The sequence below is a fragment of the Pseudonocardia sp. GCM10023141 genome (assembly GCF_042653605.1).
In genome coordinates this window covers 26,359-44,685 of record NZ_JBHSIR010000028.1, presented here as the reverse complement: position 1 = coordinate 44,685, position 18,327 = coordinate 26,359, and the positions used below count along the sequence as shown (strand labels likewise).

The window sequence follows — 18,327 nt, the reverse complement described above, 5'->3', positions numbered from 1 at the left end:
CGCGGGCGCAGTGGGTTCCGGTTCAGGAGGTTCCGGTCCCGGGGACGGCACGCCGATCCGGCGGACCCTGACACCGGCGGCGGTCGGGCCCGACTTCGTCGCGTTCTGGTCCGAGCGGCGGATCTGCCTGCTGGCCACCACCGCAGCCGACGGCACCCCGCACGTGGTCGCCGTCGGCGTCACCGTCGACGTCGAGGCCGGCGTGGCGCGGGTACTGGCCCGCAGCGGCTCCCAGAAGGTGCGCAACGTGCTGCGCCACGGCGACGGCGGCGCGCGCGTGGCCGTCACCGGCGTCGACGGCCCCCGCTGGTCGACGCTGCAGGGCACCGGCGTGATCCGCACCGAACCGGACGTGATCACCGACGGGATGCGCCGCTACGCCGTGCGCTACGAGCGCATGCCCACCCCGCACCCCGAGCGGGTGGTGCTGGAGATCGCCGTGGATCGGATCCTCGGCAGCATGCAGTGACGATTCCCGCGAAGACGATCCCTCCGGGCGATCCCGACACCATCACGGTCGTCGGGATCGGCGCCGACGGCTGGGCCGGGCTGCCGGAGTCGTCCCGCGCCGCGGTGCGTGCCGCGGACGTGGTGCTCGGCGGCCCCCGGCAGCTCGCGCTCGTCGAGGGGCACACGGAGGCGGACCGGCAGGCCTGGCCGTCGCCGATGCTGCCGCAGCTGCCCGGCGTGTTCGCCAGGCTGCGCGGGCGCCGGGTGTGCGCGCTGGCCAGCGGCGACCCGATGTTCCACGGCCTCGGCGCCACCCTTGCGCGCGTGCTGGGGCCCGATCGGCTCCACGTACTGCCGCACCCGTCGTCGGTGTCGCTGGCGTGCGCGCGACTGGGCTGGGCGCTCGACGGCGTCGACGTGATCAGCGTGGTGGGCCGCCCCGCCGCGCGGGTGCGGCGCGCGCTGGCCCCGGGCCGGACGCTGCTCGTGCTCAGCACCGGCGCCGACACCCCGCGCGAGCTGGCCGCGCTGCTCGAGGCCGACGGCTGGGGTCCGAGCCAGCTCACGGTGTTCGAACAGCTCGGCGGGCCCACGGAACGGCGTCTCGACGGCACCGCGGCGGGCTGGGCCCACGCGCCCGGTGACGCGCTGAACGTGGTCGCGATCCGGTGCGCGGCGCAGCCGGGCACCCCGCAGCTCGGGGAGACGCCCGGCCTGCCCGACGAGTCCTACGACCACGACGGGCAGCTCACCAAGCGCGAGGTCCGGGCCGTCACGCTGGCCTACCTGGCGCCGCGGCCGGGCCAGCTGCTCTGGGACGTCGGTGCGGGCGCCGGATCCATCGCGATCGAGTGGCTGCGCGCCCACGGGTCCTGCCGGGCCCTGGCGGTCGAGTCCGACCCGGTGCGCGCGGAGCGGATCCGGGACAACGCCGACGCGCTGGGCGTGCCCGCGCTCCAGGTGGTGGCGGGCCGCGCGCCCGCGGCGCTGGTCGGGCTGCCGGATCCGGACACGATCTTCATCGGGGGCGGCATCACCGCCGCCTTCGACGCCTGCTGGGCTGCGCTGCGGCCCGGCGGGCGGCTGGTCGCCAACACCGTGACGTTGCAGGGCGAGGCGCTGCTCGCGGCCGCGCACCTGCAGCACGGCGGCGAGCTGACCCGGCTGTCGGTGGCGCGGGCGGCGCCGGTGGGCGGTTTCACCGGATGGCGTCCGGCGATGCCGGTGACGATGTGGTGCGTGGAGAAGGACGGATGACGATCCATTTCATCGGGGCCGGCCCGGGTGCCCCCGACCTGCTCACGCTGCGCGCGCACCGCCTCATCGCGGCGTCGCCCGTCTGCCTCTACGCGGGCACCTACGTGCCCCCGGAGATGCTGGCGATCTGCCCGCCGGGGGCACGCACGATCGACACCGCGAACATGACGCTCACCGAGATCGTCGCGGAGATGCTGCGCGCCGACGCCGACGGCCTGGACGTCGCCCGGCTCGCCTCGGGCGACCTGTCGGTGTTCTCGGCGCTGGCCGAGCAGATGCGCCGCCTCGACGCCGCGGGCGTGGCCTACGACCTGTGCCCGGGGGTGCCCGCCTACGCGGCGGCGGCGGCGGTGCTGCGCCGCGAGCTGACCGTGCCGACCGTCGCCCAGACCGTCACGCTCACCCGGATCGCGGCGCTGGCCACCCCGATGCCCGATGGCGAGGGGCTGGCCGAGCTGGGACGGTCGGGGGGCACGTTGGTGCTGCACCTGTCGGTGCACCGGATCGACGAGGTGGTGGCCCAGTTGCGCGACGTCTACGGGCCCGAGTGCCCGGCGGCCGTGGTGTCGGACGCGAGCCGGGAGCACCAGATCGTGCTGCGCGGACGGCTCGACGAGATCGCCGCCGCGGTGCACGAGGCCGGCATCCGGATGGCCGCCGTGGTGATCGTCGGGCCTGCTCTCGCGGCGTCGACCTTCCCCGACAGCCACCTCTACTCCGATCGGCGCAGCCGCTCATGAGGGTGCTCCTGCTGGGCGGCACGGCCGAGGCCAGGGAGCTCGCCGCGGCGCTCGTGGCGGAGCCGGGCGTGGCGGTGACGTCGTCGCTGGCCGGGCGCGTCCGGGACCCCCGGCTGCCGGTCGGTGACGTGCGCGTGGGCGGCTTCGGCGGCGTCGCCGCGATGACCGACGCGCTGGCCGACTTCGACGCGCTGGTGGATGCCACGCACCCGTTCGCTGCCGAGATCACCGGCAACGCGGCGCTGGCCGCGCGGGCGGCGGGCGTGCCGATCACGGTGCTGCACCGGCCGGGCTGGACCGCCGGACCCGGCGATGACTGGCACCCGGTCGACACCCTGTCGGCGGCCGCGGCGCTGCTGCCCGACCTCGGGTCACGCCCGTTCCTGACCATCGGACGGCAGGGGCTGTCCGCGTTCTCCGGGCTGCGCCTGTGGTGCCTGGCGCGCGCCGTCGACCCGCCCGGGCCGGTGGTGCCCCCGCGCATGCACCTGCTGCTCGACCGCGGCCCGTTCACCGTCGACGGCGAGCGCGCGCTGCTGGCCGAGCACGCCATCGACGTGCTGGTCACCAAGGACAGCGGCGGTGTCGCCACCGCACCGAAGCTGACCGCGGCACGGGAGCGGGGCATCCCGGTGGTGGTGCAGCAGCGGCCGCCGCTGCCCGCCGGGGTCGCGGTGGTGTCGACGGTGGCGGCGGCACTCGCGTGGGTGCGGCAGCTCTGATCACCCGGCGTTCGATTCAGCCGGCGTCACGGCGCTGGGCCGAGCGGAACCGCTGCTGGTAGGCGCTCGGGGACACCCCCAGGCGGGTCATGAACGCCCGGCGCAGGGTCTCGGAGCTGCCGTAACCGACGCGCGCCGCGGCCTCGGTGATCGGGTAGCCCGCCTCGAGCGCCGCCTTCGCGGCGTCGAACCGCACCGCCTCCACGTACCGGGCCGGGGTGGTGCCGAGCTCCTCGTGGAACAGCCGGGTCAGGTGGCGCGGGCTCAGCGCGGCCCGCACGGCGAGCTTGGGCGTGGAGTGGTCGCCCGCCGGGTCGGCGGCCACGGCGTCGAACACCTCCCGCAGCGCCGACGTCCGCGGGCGGGGTCCGCTGAGCGTGGGGGAGAACTGGGACTGCCCGCCCGGGCGCTGCAGGAACACCACGAGCGACTGCGCCACCTGGCGCGCCAGCTGCTCCCCGTGGTCGTCCTCGAGCAGGGCGAGCGCCAGGTCGATCCCGGCCGTCACGCCCGCCGAGGTGAACGTGGTGCCGTCGCGCACGAAGATCGCGTCCGGCTCCACGGTGACGGCGGGGTAGCCACGGCTCAGCACGCCGGTGTGGCGCCAGTGCGTGGTGGCGCGGCGCCCGTCGAGCAGGCCCGCGGCGGCCAGGATGAAGGCGCCGGTGCAGATGGAGCACACCCGGCCCGAGCGGCCCGCGAGGCCGATGACGGCGTCGCGCAGCTGCGGGTCGACCGGATGGCCCGGGAAGATGTCGCCGCCCATGACCAGGAGCGTGTCGAAGCGCACCAGCGGGTCGGTGGCGTCGGCGTCGACCGCGATCGTCATGCCCGTTGACGAGGACACCGACCCGCCGCCCACGGCGCAGAGCGTCAGCTGGTAATTGGCGCCCATCCGGTTGGCCTCGCTGAAGACCTCGCTCGGCCCGGCGACGTCGAGCAGCTTGACGCCGTCGAAGACCACGATGCCGACGCGGTGGATGGCGCTGCGAGCCACGGACGTCCTCCCGGGGGTGCGTGCCAGGTCCGTAATCGTGCGAAGTATGGCTGCTGGTGCGGGGCCCACCCGCGGCGGCGGGAGCAGGCTCGATGGCGAAGCAACCCCACCGAGGGGAACGCAACCGAGAGGCACGCACATGACCGAGACCATCGCCGGGGTCGAGATCCCCGACACCGAGCTGGCCCGCGACGCCACCGAACTGGTGCGCAAGGCCGCACCGCCGCTGCTCTACGACCACTCGCGCCGGGTGTTCCTGTTCGCGAGCCTGAAGGGCCGCTTCCGCGGGATCGCCGTGGATCCGGAGCTGCTCTACGTGGGCGCGATGTTCCACGACCTCGGGCTGACCGAGCAGTACCGCCGCGCCGACCAGCGTTTCGAGGTGGACGGCGCCGACGTGGCGCGGGACTTCCTGCTCGACCACGGCCGCAGCGCCGCCGACGCCCGCGCGGTGTGGCTGGGCATCGCCCTGCACACCACCCCGGGCATCCCCAACCACCTGGAGGCGGAGACCGCGCTGGTCAGCCTCGGTGTCGAGACCGACGTGCTCGGCATGGACCTCGACCAGGTCACGGCCGAGGAGATCGCCGCGGTGGTCGCCGCGCACCCCCGGCCGAACTTCAAGCAGAACATCCTGGCGGCGTTCACCGAGGGCATGCAGGACCGCCCCGACACCACGTTCGGAACCATGAACGACGACGTGCTGGCGCACTTCGTGCCCGGCTTCGCCCGCGCCGACTTCGTGGACATCATCAACGGCTCGGCCTGGCCCGAGTAGTCCCGATCACCCGAGGAGAACCGGCATGACCAGCACCATCGCGCAGCACCGCCGTCCCGAAGCACCCGTTGCCGGGTTCACCGCCGCCGCCGCGCTCGCGGCGAGCCTGCAGGCCGTGCTCGTCGACCTGATCGAGCTGCACCTGCAGGCCAAGCAGGCCCACTGGAACGTCGTCGGCCCGCACTTCCGGGAGCTGCACCTGCAGCTCGACGAGATCGTCGACGCGGCCCGCGAGGCGGGTGACACCGTCGCCGAGCGGCTGCGCGCCCTCGGCGCCACGGCCGACGGGCGGTCCGACACCGTCGCCGCCACCACGACGCTGCCGGCGTTCCCGGCGGGGGAGCAGGCCACCGCGCACGTCGTCGACCTGGTCACCGACCGGCTGCGGGCGGTGGTCGCCACCGTGCGCGGCGTCCACGACGGCGTCGACGCGGCCGACCCGACCTCGGCCGACCTGCTGCACACGATCATCGACGCGCTGGAGAAGCAGGCCTGGATGGTGGGTGCGCAGAACGCTCGCGGCTGAGCGCAGGGGGATACTCCGCACGTGGAGTCCGGGCCCGACCTCAACTACACGCCCACCAGCGACGGCGTGACGATCGCCTACCAGGTGCTGGGTGCGGGCCCGACGCTCGTGTGGCTGCCGTCGCTGGGCAACATCGCCGCGCAGTGGCGGGTGCCGCAGCTGCGTGCGGCGTACGAGTACCTCGCGGGTTCCGTGCGCCTGATCCTCTACGACGGCCGCGGCATGGGCAGCTCGGACCGCCGGATCGACCCGCTCGACCTCGGGATCGACGCCCACGTGCGTGACCTGGACGCGGTGCTGACCGCGACGGGGTCCGAGCCCGCCGCGCTGCTGGGCTACTACCACGCCACGGCCACGGCCATCGCCTTCGCCGCCGACCACCCTCGCCGGGTCTCACGGCTGGTGCTCTTCGGTGGCGCCGCGCGGATGCGCGAGGCGATGAGCCCGGCGCAGACGCAGGCGCTGCTCTCCCTCGTGGACCAGGACTGGGACCTGTTCGCCGACACCGCGGCCCACACCTGGCTGGGCTGGTCGGCGGGGGAGTCGGGGCGGTTGATCGGAGAGTCGTTCCGCACCGCCGCGACGCCCGCCGTCGCGACGGCGTGGTTCGAGGCGGCCGCGCGGATCGACGTCTCGGCGCAGGTGGCGGGCGTGCTGGCCCCGACGCTGGTGCTGCACCGCCAGTCCGAGCGCCAGATCCCCGTCGAGGTGTCGCGCCGGCTGGCCGCCGCGCTGCCCCGGGGGCGGCTGGTCGAGCTGCCGGGATCGTCGCCGACGCTGTTCATGGACGCCGGGCGCGCCGACCTCGACCTGGTCACGCGGTTCGTCACGACCGGCGAGGTGCACGAGCCCGAGCCGACGGCACCACCTCGCCCGGACGGCGTCACCACCCGCGAGCTCGACGTGCTGCGGCTGCTGGCCGCGGGCGACTCGAACGCCGAGATCGCCGGGCGCCTCGGCATCGCCGTGCACACCGTCGAGCGCCACACGGCCAACCTCTACCGCAAGATCGGCGCGCGGGGCCGGGCCGATGCCACCGCCTACGCGCTGCGCCGCGGCATCGCCTGACGGATTTCCGCCATGCCGACCCGGGGCCTACGGGGATGTGCGGGCGCGTCGCGGCGACGACCATCGTGGCCATGACGACGCAGATCCCCGCGAGCCGCTCCTGGCGGTTCGCCCGCCTGACCGCACCGATGGCGCGGACGTTCGCCGGTCGGCGCTACTTCCCGCTGTGGGCGGTGGTGCACCACCGCGGCCGCGTGTCCGGACGGGCGCTGACCGTGCCGGTGGCCGTGCAGACCACGCCCACGGCGTTCGTGATCGCCCTGCCGTGGGGTCCGAGCACCAACTGGGCCCGCAACGTGCTCGCGGCCGGTGGTTGCGTGCTGCGCTGGCGCGGCGCCGACCACCCCGTCAGCGCGCCGGAGTTGCTCGACGCCGCGGCGGCGCAGGAGCACTTCTCCCGGTTCTCGTGGTGGATGGTGCAGCGGGTGATCCGGACCGACGCCTTCCTCCTGCTGCACCGCTGAGCGAGGGAGCGTCGAGGGCGGTTCCTCATGGGCACAGCGCGGCGGGGGCGGTCGGGTCCACCGGCACGAAGTCGACCGCCTTCACGCCGCCGGGGCCCGGCGCGTCGAGCACGAAGTGCAGCTCGTCCGCGGCCGCCAGCGTCATGACGCCCGGTGTGGTGCTGCCGAAGCGCCAGGTCGGGTTCCCGGCGATCGGTAGGCCATCCACGCTGTGGGTGGCGCCCGCGCGCCAGTGGCGACCGTCGAACACGGCGGTCAGGAACCCGCAGTGGGTGTAGAGGTCGAACCGGTAGGAGACCCCCACCTGCGGGTGGGCGGGTGCGTCCGGCAGCGGCGCAACGGCCGGACGGGCGCACGCCGCAACGAGCGTCACGGCCGCGAGTGCGAGCGCGGCGATGCTGCGCCCTGGTGGAGGTGTCATGGGTGCAGGACGGACGGTGTGGCCGCCGGGGTTGGCTGCGGCGTCGCCGTGCGCCACCGCGGCAGGACGTCCGCGGCGACCGTCGCCAGCACGTCCTCGCTCCCGGCGTAGACGCCCGCGGCCCGCGGGTAGTGGACGATCACGTCGGTGAAGCCGAGCCCGGCGGCGCGCCCGACCATCTCCTCGAACAGGTCCACGCTGCTCAGCGCGTAGCACGAGACGTCGAGGGAGAGGTACCGGTCGAACGTCGTGGCGTCGCGCCCGGCCGCCGCGAGCGCGCCGTCGAGCCGCGTGCCGAGCTCGGCGACGGAGGCGAACCAGCCCTCGTGGTCGCGGGGTTCACCGCCCGTGGTGACCCAGCCCGAGCCGTACGTCGCGGCCAGGCGCAGCGCCCGTGGACCGTTGGCCGCCATCACGAACGGCACCCGCGGTTGCTGGACGCAGCCGGGGCGGGTGCGGGCGTCGCGGGTGGCGAACCAGGTGCCGCGGTGGTCGACGCCGTCGGTGGTGAGCAGCCGGTCCAGCAGCGCGACGAACTCGCCGAGGCGGTCGACGGTCTGGCGCGGGGTGAGCGGGTCGGCGCCCAGTATGGCGGCGTCGAGCCCGCCGCCGGAGCCGATGCCGCAGGTGAACCGCCCGCCGGAGATGTCGTCGAGCGCGAGGATGTCGCGGGCCAGCGTCAGCGGGTGCCGGAAGTTCGGGGACGTGACGTAGGTGCCCAGCCGGATCGTGGACGTCACCGTGGCCGCGGCGGTGAGCGTGGGCGTGGTGCCGAACCACGGCACGTCCGCCAGCCCGGCCCAGGTGAGGTGGTCGTAGGTCCAGGCGTGGTCGAAGCCGAGCGCCTCCGCGTTGTGCCACCGCGGCGCGGCCTCGCGCCACGGGTACTCGGGGAGGATCACGATGCCGAAGCGCATCGGGTCAGGTTAGGTCGCTGCCCAGTACCTCGCGCACCGCCACCGCTGCACGCTCGCCGAGCTCGGCACGCAGGCCCGCCCGGGACCGCACCGAGAGCGGCATCGCCGCGACGGCCGGCAGATCCGTGCGGCGCACGAGCCCCTCCGGTGCGGTGCCCAGCGTGGCCAGCAGCGCCACCCCCAACCCGGCGCGGGCCGCGGCGAGCACCCCGGCCAGGTAGGCGGCGTCGCAGACCACCGCGGCCGGGATGTCGTGGCCCGCCAACGTCTCCAGCGCGCGCTGGCGCAGCGCACACGGCTCGTCGAACGCCACGAGCTGCACCTGCTCCCCACCGGGAGGACGGGTCCAGCCGGGCGCGGAGTACCACTGCAGGCTCAACAGCCCGGCGTCGGCGGAGCGCTCGTCCTCGGCCTCCCCCAGCAGCAGGGCCAGGTCGATGTCACCGCGCGCGAGCGACTCGCGCAGCCGGGCGCCGCGGTCGAGACGGTAGCGGACCTGCCCGACGCCGAGCGAGTCCTCCAGCGCCCCGGACAGCTCGGGAAGCAGCTGGTCGGCCGCGTGCTCGGTGGCGCCGACGATCACGTCCTGGTCGCTGTCGGCGCCGAGCTTGCGCAGGGTCTCGTCGTGGATCGCCAGCATGCGCCGCGCCTCCACGAGCAGGATCTCGCCGGCCGCCGTGACCTTGGAGTGCCGCCCCACCCGCTGCATCAGCGGCTGACCCGCGGCCGTCTCGAGCCGCCGGATGTGGTCGCTGATCGTGGGCTGGCTCAGGTGCAGTGCCTTCGCGGCGCGGTGGAAGCCCCCGCAGTCGGCGACCGCGACGAAGCTGCGCAACGGCACGATGTCGAGCACGGCGCTCATGGGCGTGAGCCTAGGCCGACATCGATCGGGAATCACTATCGATGTCGATCGGAACACGTAGTTGGACGCCGGTCGGGCCCGCGTGTCACGATCCCCGCATGACGATCGGACGGGCATGGGCGCAGCAGCGCGCGCTGCCCGTCGCCGTCCTGCTGTCGGTGCCCGAGTGGTCGCTCACGCTGACCCGCCGCCGGGTGATCGACCTCGGCCGCCTGTCGGCCTCCACGTGTTGTCGCCCGTAGCGCTTCTCCGCTCGGCAGCACCGCTCATCCGCTAGCGCCTTCTGCGGGCAGGACTCTGCCCGTCGGCGCTCCCTCCTGGTCCCCGTGCGGGCAGGAGTCTGTCCCCGTCACACGTGAGGTGCATCCGCATGACCCGGCAACTGAAGCTCGGCGCCGTCCTCATGGGCGTCGGCGGCCCCGGCCAGCACGACTCCTGGAAGCACCCGGAGATCCCGGGCGACGCCAGCATCGACATCCGCTGGTACATCGAGCGCGCCCGGCAGGCCGAGGCGGCGAAGTTCGACCTGATCTTCATCGTCGACAGCCAGTTCATCACCCCCGACTCGCCTCCCCACTACCTCAACCGGCTCGAGCCGCTCACCCTGCTGTCGGCCGTGGCGGTGTCCACCACCCACATCGGCCTGGTCGGCACGCTCACCACCTCCTACAACACGCCGTTCAACGTGGCGCGCAGGCTGGCGTCGCTGGACCTGATCAGCGGCGGGCGCGCGGGCTGGAACGTCGTGGCCACCGGTGACGGCGGCACGGCAGGCAACTACAGCCGCGACGAGCACTACGACTACGCCACGCGCTACGGCCGCGCGCTGGAGCACGTGCGGGTCTGCCAGGGGCTGTGGGACTCCTACGAGGACGACGCCTTCCCGCGCGACCTCGCGACCGGCGTGTTCGTCGACCCGTCGCGCCAGCACCAGCTCCACCACCAGGGCGAGTACTTCTCCGTCGTGGGCCCGCTCAACATCTCGCGGTCGAAGCAGGGCCAGCCGGTGATCTTCCAGGCCGGCGACTCGGACGAGGGCCGCGACCTCGGCGCGTCGATCGGCGAGGGCATCTTCACCCACGCCCCGACGCTCGAGGCCGGCCAGGCGTTCTACCGCGACATCAAGGCCAGGGCCGCGGCGAAGGGACGCAACCCCGACCACGTGCTGGTGCTGCCGGGCATCTCGCCGGTCATCGCCGACACCGACGAGCAGGCCCGCGAGCAGGAGGAGGCCACCCGGCTGGGCAAGGACTTCGCCAAGACGCTGGCGCAGTTCGGCCGCCCGTTCGGCTGGCACGACTTCAGCCGGTACGACCTGGACGCACCGTTCCCGGACCTGGGCACGCTGGGCGACACCAGCTTCCGCACCCAGGCCAACAACATCAAGGCGGTGGCCCGCGACAACGGCTACACGCTGCGCCAGACCGTGGAGCACTTCACCCGCGCCCGGCGCGCACCGTTCGTCGGCTCACCGCTGACGGTGGCCACCGAGATCGAGCGCTGGTTCACCGAGCGCGCCTTCGACGGGCTCAACGTGCACGTCACGGTGCCCAGCGAGTTCACCCGCTTCACCGACGAGGTGCTGCCGATCCTGCGCGAGCGGGGCGTCGTGCGCAGCGAGTACGAGGCCGACACCCTGCGCGGCAACCTCGGCCTGCCCATCCCGCAGAACGTGCACACGGTCGCGCGGCAGGACGTCCGCGTTCCCGAGCCCGTCCTGCACTGATCCTTTCGCCCCCGTTCGACCCATCTCCTGGAGGAATGCCATGTCCCGGCCCATCACGACGCTCAGGGTGGTCGCGCTCGTCGCGGCCGCGGCCTTGGCGCTCGCCGGCTGCGGGGGGAGTGCCGGTGCCGGGGGGCCGGGCGCGACCACGCTGAAGTGGGGCTTCAGCCTCCCCACCTCGTGGGACCCGGTCACGTCCAGCACCGGCAACGACATCAACACGATCAGCCTCGTGTACGCCTCGCTGACCCAGCTCGACGAGAAGGGCAACGCCGTACCCGGGCTCGCCGAGTCCTGGGCCTACAACGCCGACGGCACCGCGGTGACGTTCACGCTGCGGCCGAACCTGACGTTCACCGACGGCACGCCGATCAACGGTGACGCGGTCGCGAAGAGCCTGCTGCGGGGCAAGACGCAGGAGAACTCGCTGCTCAAGGACCAGCTCTCCACGATCAAGGACGCGAAGGCCGCCGACGACCTGCACGTGACGCTGCAGCTCGCCGCCCCCGACTACCAGGTGCCGAACCTGCTGGCGGGCAAGACCGGCGCGATCGTGAGCCCGAAGGCGTTCACGACCGACGCCAAGGCGATCCCCACCAACCCGGTGGGGGCGGGGCCCTTCAAGTTCGAGTCGTTCGTGCCGGAGTCGCACGCGACGCTGGTGAAGAACCCGGGCTACTGGGACGCGAAGGACATCAAGATCGACCGGCTGGAGCTGTCGGTGAGCACCGACCCGGCCACCGTGATCGCGGCCGTGCAGACCGGGTCCCTCGACGTCGCGGTGATCACCGGAACCCAGGTGGCGCAGGCGAAGGCGGCCGGGCTCGCCGTCGACGTGATCGACTCGTTCACCGTCAACCAGGTCGATGTCCACAACGGACTCGCCCCGCTCGACGACGCGAAGGTGGCCGAGGCGCTCAAGTACGCCATCGACCGCAAGGAGCTCATCGACGTCCTCAACGGCGGCATCGGCGACGTCACCTACCAGCCCTTCCCGAAGGGCTACGTGGCCTACAACCCGACGCTCGACACCGAGTACTCCTACGACCCGGCCAAGGCCAAGGCACTGCTGGCCGCAGCGGGGCACCCCGAGGGCACGCTGAACATCCAGATCACGGTCAACTCGGTGCAGGAGAGCCGCGCCGAGCTGGTGCAGGAGCAGCTCAAGCGCGTCGGCGTGAACTCGACGATCAAGCTGGTGCCGCCGGGCTCGTCCACCTGGCAGCAGGAGGTCTACCTGGGCCGCAAGGCGCAGTTCGCCCTCGATGGCACGGTCGGGCGGGAGTCGCCGGTGCAGAACCTGACCGTCGTCTACGGCCCGCAGGGCCTGATGAACGTCAGCCGCACCGCGTCCCCGGAGTTCCTCGCGGCGCTCGACACCGTCCGCAAGACCCCGCTCGACGCCCCGAACTACGCGGCGGTGCTGCAGAACGCGGTGAAGATCGGCGTGCTCCAGTCGCCGAGCATCTCGCTCGGGACGGTGCCGCGGATCGTGATCCGCAACCAGAACGTCTCGCCGCTGCCGCACTTCCCGTCCCAGTTCCGCTGGGACGGGGTCACGGTCGGCGCCGGCGCGTAGGGCTGCGACATGGTCAGCGTTCTGCAGTCCGCGGCGTCGCCGGTGACCCCGATCGGCACCCCGACCGCCCGCAGCGGCGGCGCCGCGCGCGCGTACCACGAGGTGGCGGGCGTGCTCGGCTGGCTCGGGCGCACGGGTGCCGTTGTCGGCACCGTGTTCCTGTTCGCCACCGCCGTCACGTTCGCGCTCGGTGCCGTGAGCGGCCTGAGCCCGGCGGGGCTGGTACTCGGTGACGCCGCGACGACCGCGGACGTCGCACGCGTCAACGCGCAGTTCGGCCTCGACCGGCCGGTGGTGGTGCAGTACCTCGACTGGCTCGCCGGGCTGCTGCACGGCGACCTGGGCGTCTCGTGGTTCAACGGGATCGGTGTCGGTGAGCAGATCGCCCAACGCTTCGAGATCAGCGCGTCGGTCGCGGGGCTGGCGCTGCTGATCGGTGTGGTGCTCGGTACGGCGCTGGGGGTGCTCGCGGCGGTCTACCACGGCACCTGGTTCGACCGCGCGGTCACGGTGGTGTGCACGGTGATCTCGACGCTGCCGGCGTTCGTGGTGGCGATCGGGCTGATCGTGGCGTTCAGCATCCTCATCCCGCTCGTGCCCTCGGCCGGGTACGTCTCGCCGTCGGTGAGCGTCGGGCGCTGGCTGGCGCTGATCATCCTGCCGTCGATCGCGCTGAGCCTCGACGCGGTCTCGGAGATCGCCCGCCAGCTGCGCGGCGGGCTGGTGGCGGCCCAGCAGGAGAACTACGTGCTCGGCGCGATCGTCCGCGGCCTGTCCCGACGGCGGATCCTGATCGTGCACGTGCTGCGCAACGGTGTCGGCCCGGCCGTCACGGTGCTGGGCATGAAGGTGCCGATGCTGCTGGGCGGCGCGGTGGTCACCGAGAGCATCTTCGGCATGGCCGGCTTCGGTCGCTTCGCCGCCGACGGTGCCCTGCGCGGCGACGTGCCGGTGGTGCAGGGCGCGCTGGTGGTGGCGATCGTGCTGGTGCTGGCGTTCAACCTGGTCGTCAACGCGGTGCTGGTGCGGCTGCGCCCGGCCGCCCGGCGGGGGACCTGACATGCGTGCCGTGCTGCGGACCCGGATCGGTGCGATCTCGGTCGCGATCCTCGCCGGGGTGGTGCTGCTCGCCGTGTTCGGTCCGTGGCTCGCGCCGTACGACCCGCTGGCCCAGAACGCCCGTGCCGTCCTGCAGAGCCCGTCGGCCGCGCACTGGCTGGGCACCGACAACCTCGGCCGCGACGCGTTGAGCAGGCTGCTGGCCGGCTCGCCGCTCTCGCTCGTCGCGGCGCTGGAGGCCGTGGTGCTGGGTCTGGTGATCGGCGTGGTGCCCGGCCTGCTGTCGGTCTACCTGGGCCGGACGTTCGAGTGGGTCACCCTGCGGATCATGGACAGCTTCATCACGCTGCCGTTCCTGGTGTTCGCCATCGCGATGACCGCGCTGCTGGGCAACGGGCTGCACCAGGCGATGTTCGCGGTCGGGATCCTCATCTCGCCCGGCTTCTACCGCGTGGCGCGGGCGTCGGCCATGACCGTCGCGAACGCGCAGTACGTGGAGGCGGCCCGGCTCGTCGGCGCCTCGTCGACCGCGGTGCTGCGCCGGCACGTGTGGCCGAAGGTCGCGCCCGCGATCGCCGTCAGCACGGCGGCGATGATGGGCACCGGGCTGGTGATCGTCTCGTCGCTGACGTTCCTGGGCATCGGCGTGGAGCCACCCGCCCCGACCTGGGGCGGCATGCTCGCCAGCGACCTGCAGTTCCTGTTCCAGCGCTGGTACGGCCCGGTCGTGCCGGGGCTGCTGATCATGCTCACCGTCGGCGCCTGCAACGGGCTGGCGGACGCGCTGCGCGACGTGGCGCGGCAGCCGAAGCGGACGCGGAGGTCCGTCGATGTCTCGTGAGCCGCTGCTGTCGGTGCACGACCTGGGCGTGACCGCGGGCGACACCGAGCTGGTGCGTGCGGTCGGCTTCGAGGTCGAGCGCGGCGCGAGCCTCGGGATCGTGGGGGAATCGGGCAGCGGCAAGTCCCTGACCTGCCGCTCGATCCTCGGGATACTCCCGCCCGGCTGCTCGGCGACGCCCGAGACGTCGATCCGGTTCGACGGCGTGGACCTCGGCGGGCTCGACCACGACGGCTGGCTGCCCTACCGCGGCACCCGGATCAGCGCCGTCTTCCAGGACCCCGCGTCCTACCTGAACCCGTCGATCACCGTCGGGAGGCAGCTGGCCGAGGTGCTGCGGGTGCGCACCGGACTGTCGCGGCGAGCCGCTCGAGACCGTGCGGTGGAGCTGTTCGCCCGGATGGGGCTGACCGACCCGGCGTGGGTCCACCGGCAGTACCCGTTCGAGCTCTCGGGCGGGATGCTGCAGCGGGTCCTGATCGCCATCGCCATCTGCGAGGACCCCGACCTGCTCATCGCCGACGAGGCCACCACCGCGCTCGACGTGACGGTGCAGGCCGAGGTCCTCGACCTGCTGGCCGAGCTGCGCGACCGCACCGGGCTGGCGCTGGTGCTCGTGTCGCACGACCTGGCGGTGGTCGCGCAGGTCTGCGACCACGTCGTCGTGATGCGGGACGGGGTGATCGTCGAGCGCGGCCGCACCGCCGACGTCCTGCGCGCGCCGCAGCACCCCTACACCCAGCTGCTCGTGGCCAGCCACGCCGAGTACGGCATCGAGAAGTTCCTGACGGGAGCCCGCGCGGATGGCTGAACTGTTGAGCGTCTCCGATGTGGCGGTCTCACTCGGGCGCGGCCGGGCCCGGCGCCAGATCCTGCACGGCGTCGACCTGACCGTCGGACGCGGTGAGATCGTCGGCCTGATCGGGGAGACCGGCTCGGGCAAGACCACGCTCGCCCGCACGGTCATGGGGCTCAACCCGGTGGACCGCGGTGCGATCCACGTCGAGGACACCCCGGTCACGAGCCTGCGCGGGACCGCGCTGACCGCGTTCCGGCGATCGTGCGCCGTCCAGTACGTCTTCCAGGACCCGTTGCAGAGCCTCGATCCCGACGCCACCGTGGGTGCCTCGGTGGCCGAGGGGCTGCGTGCGCGTGGCGCCGCGGACGTGGCAGCGCGGGTGGCGTCCGCGCTGGAGCTCGTCGGGCTCCCGGCGGCGCTGGCGGACCGGCTGCCCGGCGAGATCTCCGGCGGGCAGCGCCAGCGGGTCGCGATCGCGAGGGCGATGGTGCTCGACCCGCGGCTGCTGGTCTGCGACGAGCCGGTGAGCGCGCTGGACGCGAGCAACCGCATCCAGATCCTCGAGCTGCTCGTCGCGCTGCGTCGCGACCGCGGCCTCGGCCTGCTGTTCATCTCCCACGACCTCGGCTCGGTGGCCGGCATCACCGACCGGATCGCCGTGCTCTACCGCGGCCGGATCGTCGAGTCCGGTGCCACGGCACAGGTGCTCAACGCGCCGAGCCATCCCTACACCCGGCTGCTCATCGGCTCCGCACCCACGATCGACGGCGCCGGCATGGGCCGTGGCGAGCGCGCGGAGCTGCGGGCGCAGCTCGTCCAGTCCTGACGTCCCGCTTCCGAAGGAGTTTCCGCATGACCGCACAACCGTCCGTCGCCGCCCCGGCCGGGCTCGTCGCCCGCGCGCCGGCGGGGCTCAACGTCCGCGGGACGGTGCTGGTGATCCCCGGGCGCGGCGAGAGCCCGGCGGGCTACCGGCGCTTCGCCGCGCGCCTGGCCGCCGACGCCTACGAGGTGCGGGTCGCGGCCCGACCGGCGCTCGATGACCTCGACGCGTACGCCACGCACCTCGTCGAGGTGCTCGCCGATGCGCCGGCCACCCCGGTCGTGGTCGTGGGTTCCGACACCGGGGCGCTGGTCGCGTCGGCGCTGGCCGGGCGCGGCGCACTCGACGCCGACGTGCTGGTGCTGGCCGGCGTGCCGCGAGCGGCCGGCGAGCACGTCGTGACCTGGGACGACGAGCTGGAGCTGCGCTCCGCCTGCCCGGCGCACCGGCAGGTGCTCAGCGCCGACCCGGATGTCGACCGGGGCGCGCTGGGGGAGAGCGTCCCGGTGGACCTCGTGCTCGCCGCGGGCTCGGCCGTGCCGCACCTGATCGTCTCCGGCACCGACGACGCGCTCGCCGCCGAGCTGGACGGCTTCGTCGCGACCCTGCCGACGGTGGAGGTGGTCACGGTCACCGGCGCCCACCACGACGTCCTCAACGACCTACAGCACCGGTCCGTCGCCGCGGCGGTGGTGACGTTCCTGGAGCGCGTTCGCCAGCCGTCGCCGGCGCCGATCGTGCAGGTCGGCCACAGCGCGTGGGCCGCCGGGTGACGCCGCGGCTGCACCACATCCTGGCCGCCGACCTGTCGTCGGACACCGCCCAGACCTCGGGGATGACCCGGCAGGAGGCGATCTCCGGCGTGACCGTCGGCTCGGACCGGCTCTGGATGGGGCGCACCATCGTCGCGCCGTCGGTGAACTCGGGCAACCACCACCACGGGGAGTCGGAGACGGCGATCTACGTGGTGTCCGGGCATCCCGAGTTCGTGTTCCTCGACGGCGCCGAGGAGCGCAGGCTGTGCACCGAGCCGGGCGACTACATCTACGTGCCGCCGTGGCTGCCGCACCGCGAGGAGAACCCGGATCCCGACGAGGACGCGGTGGTGGTGATCTCCCGGACGACGCAGAACGCGATCGTCGTCAACCTCCCCGACCTGCGCTACGCCGGCGAGCCTGGGGTGGTGGCAGCTCACGACCGGGCGTGGCACGAGGGCTGCGACTCGTGGACCCGCCTGGGCTGATCATGGCGAGGCGGGTTCAATGAGCTCATGAGCACCGAGCCGGGCCGTCGCTTCGAACGTGGGACCGATGGGCCGCTGCGGATCGTCGCCGGGCTGGACGGCTCCGACTCCTCGATGCGCGCGGTGGCCTACGCGGCGGGGCTCGCGCGGCGGCAGAACGCCGAGCTGGCGCTCGTGTACGTCCAGCCGGTGGCGCTGGGGATGGCGGTGCCCACCTTCGCCGAGCTCACCGCGCAGTCGGGCGAGGCCATCGCCACCGAACTGCGCGACGAGATCACCACCACGGCCGAGTCGCTCAAGGACGTCTACCGGATCCGGTGGCAGTTCCACGTGCGCCGGGGTGACCCGTTCCGGGAACTGGCCGCCGCGGCCGAGGAGCTGACCGCCGACTCGGTGGTGGTGGGGGCGTCGGAGGCACTGCGGCACCGGGTGGCGGGGTCGATCGCCGCTCGACTCATCCGGTTGGGGCAGTGGCCGGTCACGGTGGTGCCCTGAACGGGTCCGACCGCACCGCGAGTTGGGCTCGTGCGCGCCAGAGGGGTTGATTTCGCGATTTCGGCACGGTGCGAGTCGGGACAGAAGGACCCGCGAGTTGGGACGGATGGGCCCGCGAGTTGGGAGGATGGGCCGGCGAGTTGGGACCGATGGGCCCGCGAGTTGGGGTCGACGGTTGCGGGATTTACGGGCTCCCGGGAAACCGGGTCAGGCGTTGTCCGCAGCTACGGGTCGGTGCAGGTCAGCGCGCGAGTTGCGGTGGGTGGGCCCGCGAGTTGGGACGGATGGGCCCGCGAGTCGGGCTCATGCGCGTCCGGGCGGCTGATTCTGCCCTTTCGACGCGGTGATTTCGCGATTTCGGCACGGTCGTGGTGCTCGACGGTGTGGACGTTCGCGGGTACTTCTGCTGGTCGCTGCTCGACAACTTCGAGTGGGGGTTCGGCTACGCGAAGCGGTTCGGGCTGGTCTACGTCGACTACGCCACGCAGCTGCGCGTGCCGAAGGACAGCCACCGCTGGTACCGCGATCTGATCAGCGGCGGAATGGTCTAGCCTCGCTAC

The 18,327-nt window shown here is 73.3% G+C and carries 22 protein-coding genes and 1 pseudogene; 19 read left to right on the top strand and 4 right to left on the bottom strand.

Going from position 1 to position 18,327, the window contains the following annotated elements; translation table 11 throughout:
- Positions 1 to 55 precede the first annotated feature (55 nt).
- From ACFPFQ_RS17165 to ACFPFQ_RS17150, 4 genes are read left to right on the top strand one after another with little or no spacing between them, the layout of a single operon-like run.
- Entirely contained in the window at positions 56 to 469 is a 414-nt protein-coding gene (locus tag ACFPFQ_RS17165; RefSeq protein ID WP_379620003.1) for a pyridoxamine 5'-phosphate oxidase family protein, read from the top strand.
- Positions 466 to 1,707, top strand: a complete 1,242-nt coding sequence (cbiE, locus tag ACFPFQ_RS17160; protein WP_379619870.1) for a precorrin-6y C5,15-methyltransferase (decarboxylating) subunit CbiE — start codon at positions 466 to 468, stop codon at positions 1,705 to 1,707. Before ACFPFQ_RS17165 ends, cbiE begins: the two co-directional genes overlap by 4 nt.
- Positions 1,704 to 2,447 carry a precorrin-4 C(11)-methyltransferase gene (gene cobM, locus ACFPFQ_RS17155; protein WP_379619868.1) on the top strand — a complete coding sequence of 248 codons (744 nt, stop codon included), beginning with the start codon at positions 1,704 to 1,706 and terminating at the stop codon, positions 2,445 to 2,447. Before cbiE ends, cobM begins: the two co-directional genes overlap by 4 nt.
- Positions 2,444 to 3,169 carry a cobalt-precorrin-6A reductase gene (locus ACFPFQ_RS17150; RefSeq protein WP_379619866.1) on the top strand — a complete coding sequence of 242 codons (726 nt, stop codon included), beginning with the start codon at positions 2,444 to 2,446 and terminating at the stop codon, positions 3,167 to 3,169. Before cobM ends, ACFPFQ_RS17150 begins: the two co-directional genes overlap by 4 nt.
- Before the next feature lie 16 nt (positions 3,170 to 3,185).
- On the opposite strand, the gene ACFPFQ_RS17145 is transcribed toward ACFPFQ_RS17150, so the two are convergent.
- A complete protein-coding gene (locus ACFPFQ_RS17145) occupies positions 3,186 to 4,166 on the bottom strand; it encodes a GlxA family transcriptional regulator (RefSeq protein ID WP_379619864.1) in 981 nt (326 codons plus the stop codon).
- A 139-nt stretch (positions 4,167 to 4,305) separates the two neighbouring features.
- Between ACFPFQ_RS17145 and ACFPFQ_RS17140 the strand changes: the two genes are divergently transcribed.
- The 4 genes from ACFPFQ_RS17140 (at position 4,306) to ACFPFQ_RS17125 (ending at position 7,002) form a co-directional block, all read left to right on the top strand.
- Positions 4,306 to 4,944, top strand: coding sequence for an HD domain-containing protein (locus ACFPFQ_RS17140; protein ID WP_379619862.1), 639 nt, complete (start codon positions 4,306 to 4,308; stop codon positions 4,942 to 4,944).
- A gap of 25 nt (positions 4,945 to 4,969) precedes the next feature.
- Positions 4,970 to 5,470, top strand: coding sequence for a Dps family protein (locus ACFPFQ_RS17135; RefSeq protein WP_379619860.1), 501 nt, complete (start codon positions 4,970 to 4,972; stop codon positions 5,468 to 5,470).
- 21 nt (positions 5,471 to 5,491) lie between these two features.
- Entirely contained in the window at positions 5,492 to 6,538 is a 1,047-nt protein-coding gene (locus tag ACFPFQ_RS17130; RefSeq protein WP_379619858.1) for an alpha/beta fold hydrolase, read from the top strand.
- 71 nt (positions 6,539 to 6,609) lie between these two features.
- The gene (locus ACFPFQ_RS17125) at positions 6,610 to 7,002 is read left to right on the top strand and encodes a nitroreductase family deazaflavin-dependent oxidoreductase (RefSeq protein WP_379619856.1); all 393 of its coding nucleotides are present in this window, start codon (positions 6,610 to 6,612) and stop codon (positions 7,000 to 7,002) included.
- Positions 7,003 to 7,027: 25 nt separating this feature from the next.
- Here the strand turns inward: ACFPFQ_RS17125 and ACFPFQ_RS17120 are convergent, their stop codons facing one another.
- Genes ACFPFQ_RS17120 through ACFPFQ_RS17110 form a run of 3 tightly spaced genes read right to left on the bottom strand, consistent with a single transcriptional unit; the run spans position 7,028 to position 9,202 of the window.
- Complete coding sequence (locus ACFPFQ_RS17120; RefSeq protein WP_379619854.1) at positions 7,028 to 7,423, bottom strand: hypothetical protein; 396 nt, start codon at positions 7,421 to 7,423, stop codon at positions 7,028 to 7,030.
- Positions 7,420 to 8,340, bottom strand: coding sequence for an LLM class flavin-dependent oxidoreductase (locus tag ACFPFQ_RS17115; protein WP_379619852.1), 921 nt, complete (start codon positions 8,338 to 8,340; stop codon positions 7,420 to 7,422). The genes ACFPFQ_RS17120 and ACFPFQ_RS17115 overlap by 4 nt, the downstream gene beginning before the upstream one ends.
- A 4-nt stretch (positions 8,341 to 8,344) precedes the next feature.
- Positions 8,345 to 9,202, bottom strand: a complete 858-nt coding sequence (locus tag ACFPFQ_RS17110; RefSeq protein ID WP_379619850.1) for a LysR family transcriptional regulator — start codon at positions 9,200 to 9,202, stop codon at positions 8,345 to 8,347.
- Between the two features lie 98 nt (positions 9,203 to 9,300).
- Between ACFPFQ_RS17110 and ACFPFQ_RS17105 the strand changes: the two genes are divergently transcribed.
- The 11 genes and pseudogenes from ACFPFQ_RS17105 to ACFPFQ_RS17055 all read left to right on the top strand — a co-directional run.
- On the top strand, positions 9,301 to 9,444 hold the full coding sequence (locus ACFPFQ_RS17105) for a hypothetical protein (protein ID WP_379619849.1): 144 nt from the start codon (positions 9,301 to 9,303) through the stop codon (positions 9,442 to 9,444).
- A gap of 128 nt (positions 9,445 to 9,572) precedes the next feature.
- Positions 9,573 to 10,928, top strand: coding sequence for an LLM class flavin-dependent oxidoreductase (locus tag ACFPFQ_RS17100; RefSeq protein ID WP_379619847.1), 1,356 nt, complete (start codon positions 9,573 to 9,575; stop codon positions 10,926 to 10,928).
- A 40-nt stretch (positions 10,929 to 10,968) separates the two neighbouring features.
- A complete protein-coding gene (locus ACFPFQ_RS17095) occupies positions 10,969 to 12,507 on the top strand; it encodes an ABC transporter substrate-binding protein (RefSeq protein ID WP_379619845.1) in 1,539 nt (512 codons plus the stop codon).
- 9 nt (positions 12,508 to 12,516) lie between these two features.
- Entirely contained in the window at positions 12,517 to 13,566 is a 1,050-nt protein-coding gene (locus tag ACFPFQ_RS17090; protein ID WP_379619843.1) for an ABC transporter permease, read from the top strand.
- Position 13,567: 1 nt separating this feature from the next.
- The gene (locus ACFPFQ_RS17085; protein WP_379619841.1) at positions 13,568 to 14,407 is read left to right on the top strand and encodes an ABC transporter permease; all 840 of its coding nucleotides are present in this window, start codon (positions 13,568 to 13,570) and stop codon (positions 14,405 to 14,407) included.
- A complete protein-coding gene (locus ACFPFQ_RS17080) occupies positions 14,397 to 15,218 on the top strand; it encodes an ABC transporter ATP-binding protein (RefSeq protein ID WP_379619839.1) in 822 nt (273 codons plus the stop codon). Before ACFPFQ_RS17085 ends, ACFPFQ_RS17080 begins: the two co-directional genes overlap by 11 nt.
- Positions 15,211 to 16,032 carry an ABC transporter ATP-binding protein gene (locus ACFPFQ_RS17075; RefSeq protein ID WP_379619837.1) on the top strand — a complete coding sequence of 274 codons (822 nt, stop codon included), beginning with the start codon at positions 15,211 to 15,213 and terminating at the stop codon, positions 16,030 to 16,032. The genes ACFPFQ_RS17080 and ACFPFQ_RS17075 overlap by 8 nt, the downstream gene beginning before the upstream one ends.
- A gap of 26 nt (positions 16,033 to 16,058) precedes the next feature.
- Positions 16,059 to 16,802: an alpha/beta hydrolase gene (locus tag ACFPFQ_RS17070; RefSeq protein ID WP_379619835.1), complete on the top strand. Its 744-nt coding sequence runs from the start codon at positions 16,059 to 16,061 to the stop codon at positions 16,800 to 16,802.
- The gene (locus ACFPFQ_RS17065) at positions 16,787 to 17,272 is read left to right on the top strand and encodes a cupin domain-containing protein (protein ID WP_379619833.1); all 486 of its coding nucleotides are present in this window, start codon (positions 16,787 to 16,789) and stop codon (positions 17,270 to 17,272) included. The genes ACFPFQ_RS17070 and ACFPFQ_RS17065 overlap by 16 nt, the downstream gene beginning before the upstream one ends.
- A gap of 27 nt (positions 17,273 to 17,299) precedes the next feature.
- Positions 17,300 to 17,767: a universal stress protein gene (locus ACFPFQ_RS17060; protein WP_379619832.1), complete on the top strand. Its 468-nt coding sequence runs from the start codon at positions 17,300 to 17,302 to the stop codon at positions 17,765 to 17,767.
- A 380-nt stretch (positions 17,768 to 18,147) separates the two neighbouring features.
- Positions 18,148 to 18,318 (top strand): annotated as a pseudogene (locus ACFPFQ_RS17055) (family 1 glycosylhydrolase); the annotation flags it as partial.
- Between the last annotated feature and the right edge of the window lie 9 nt (positions 18,319 to 18,327).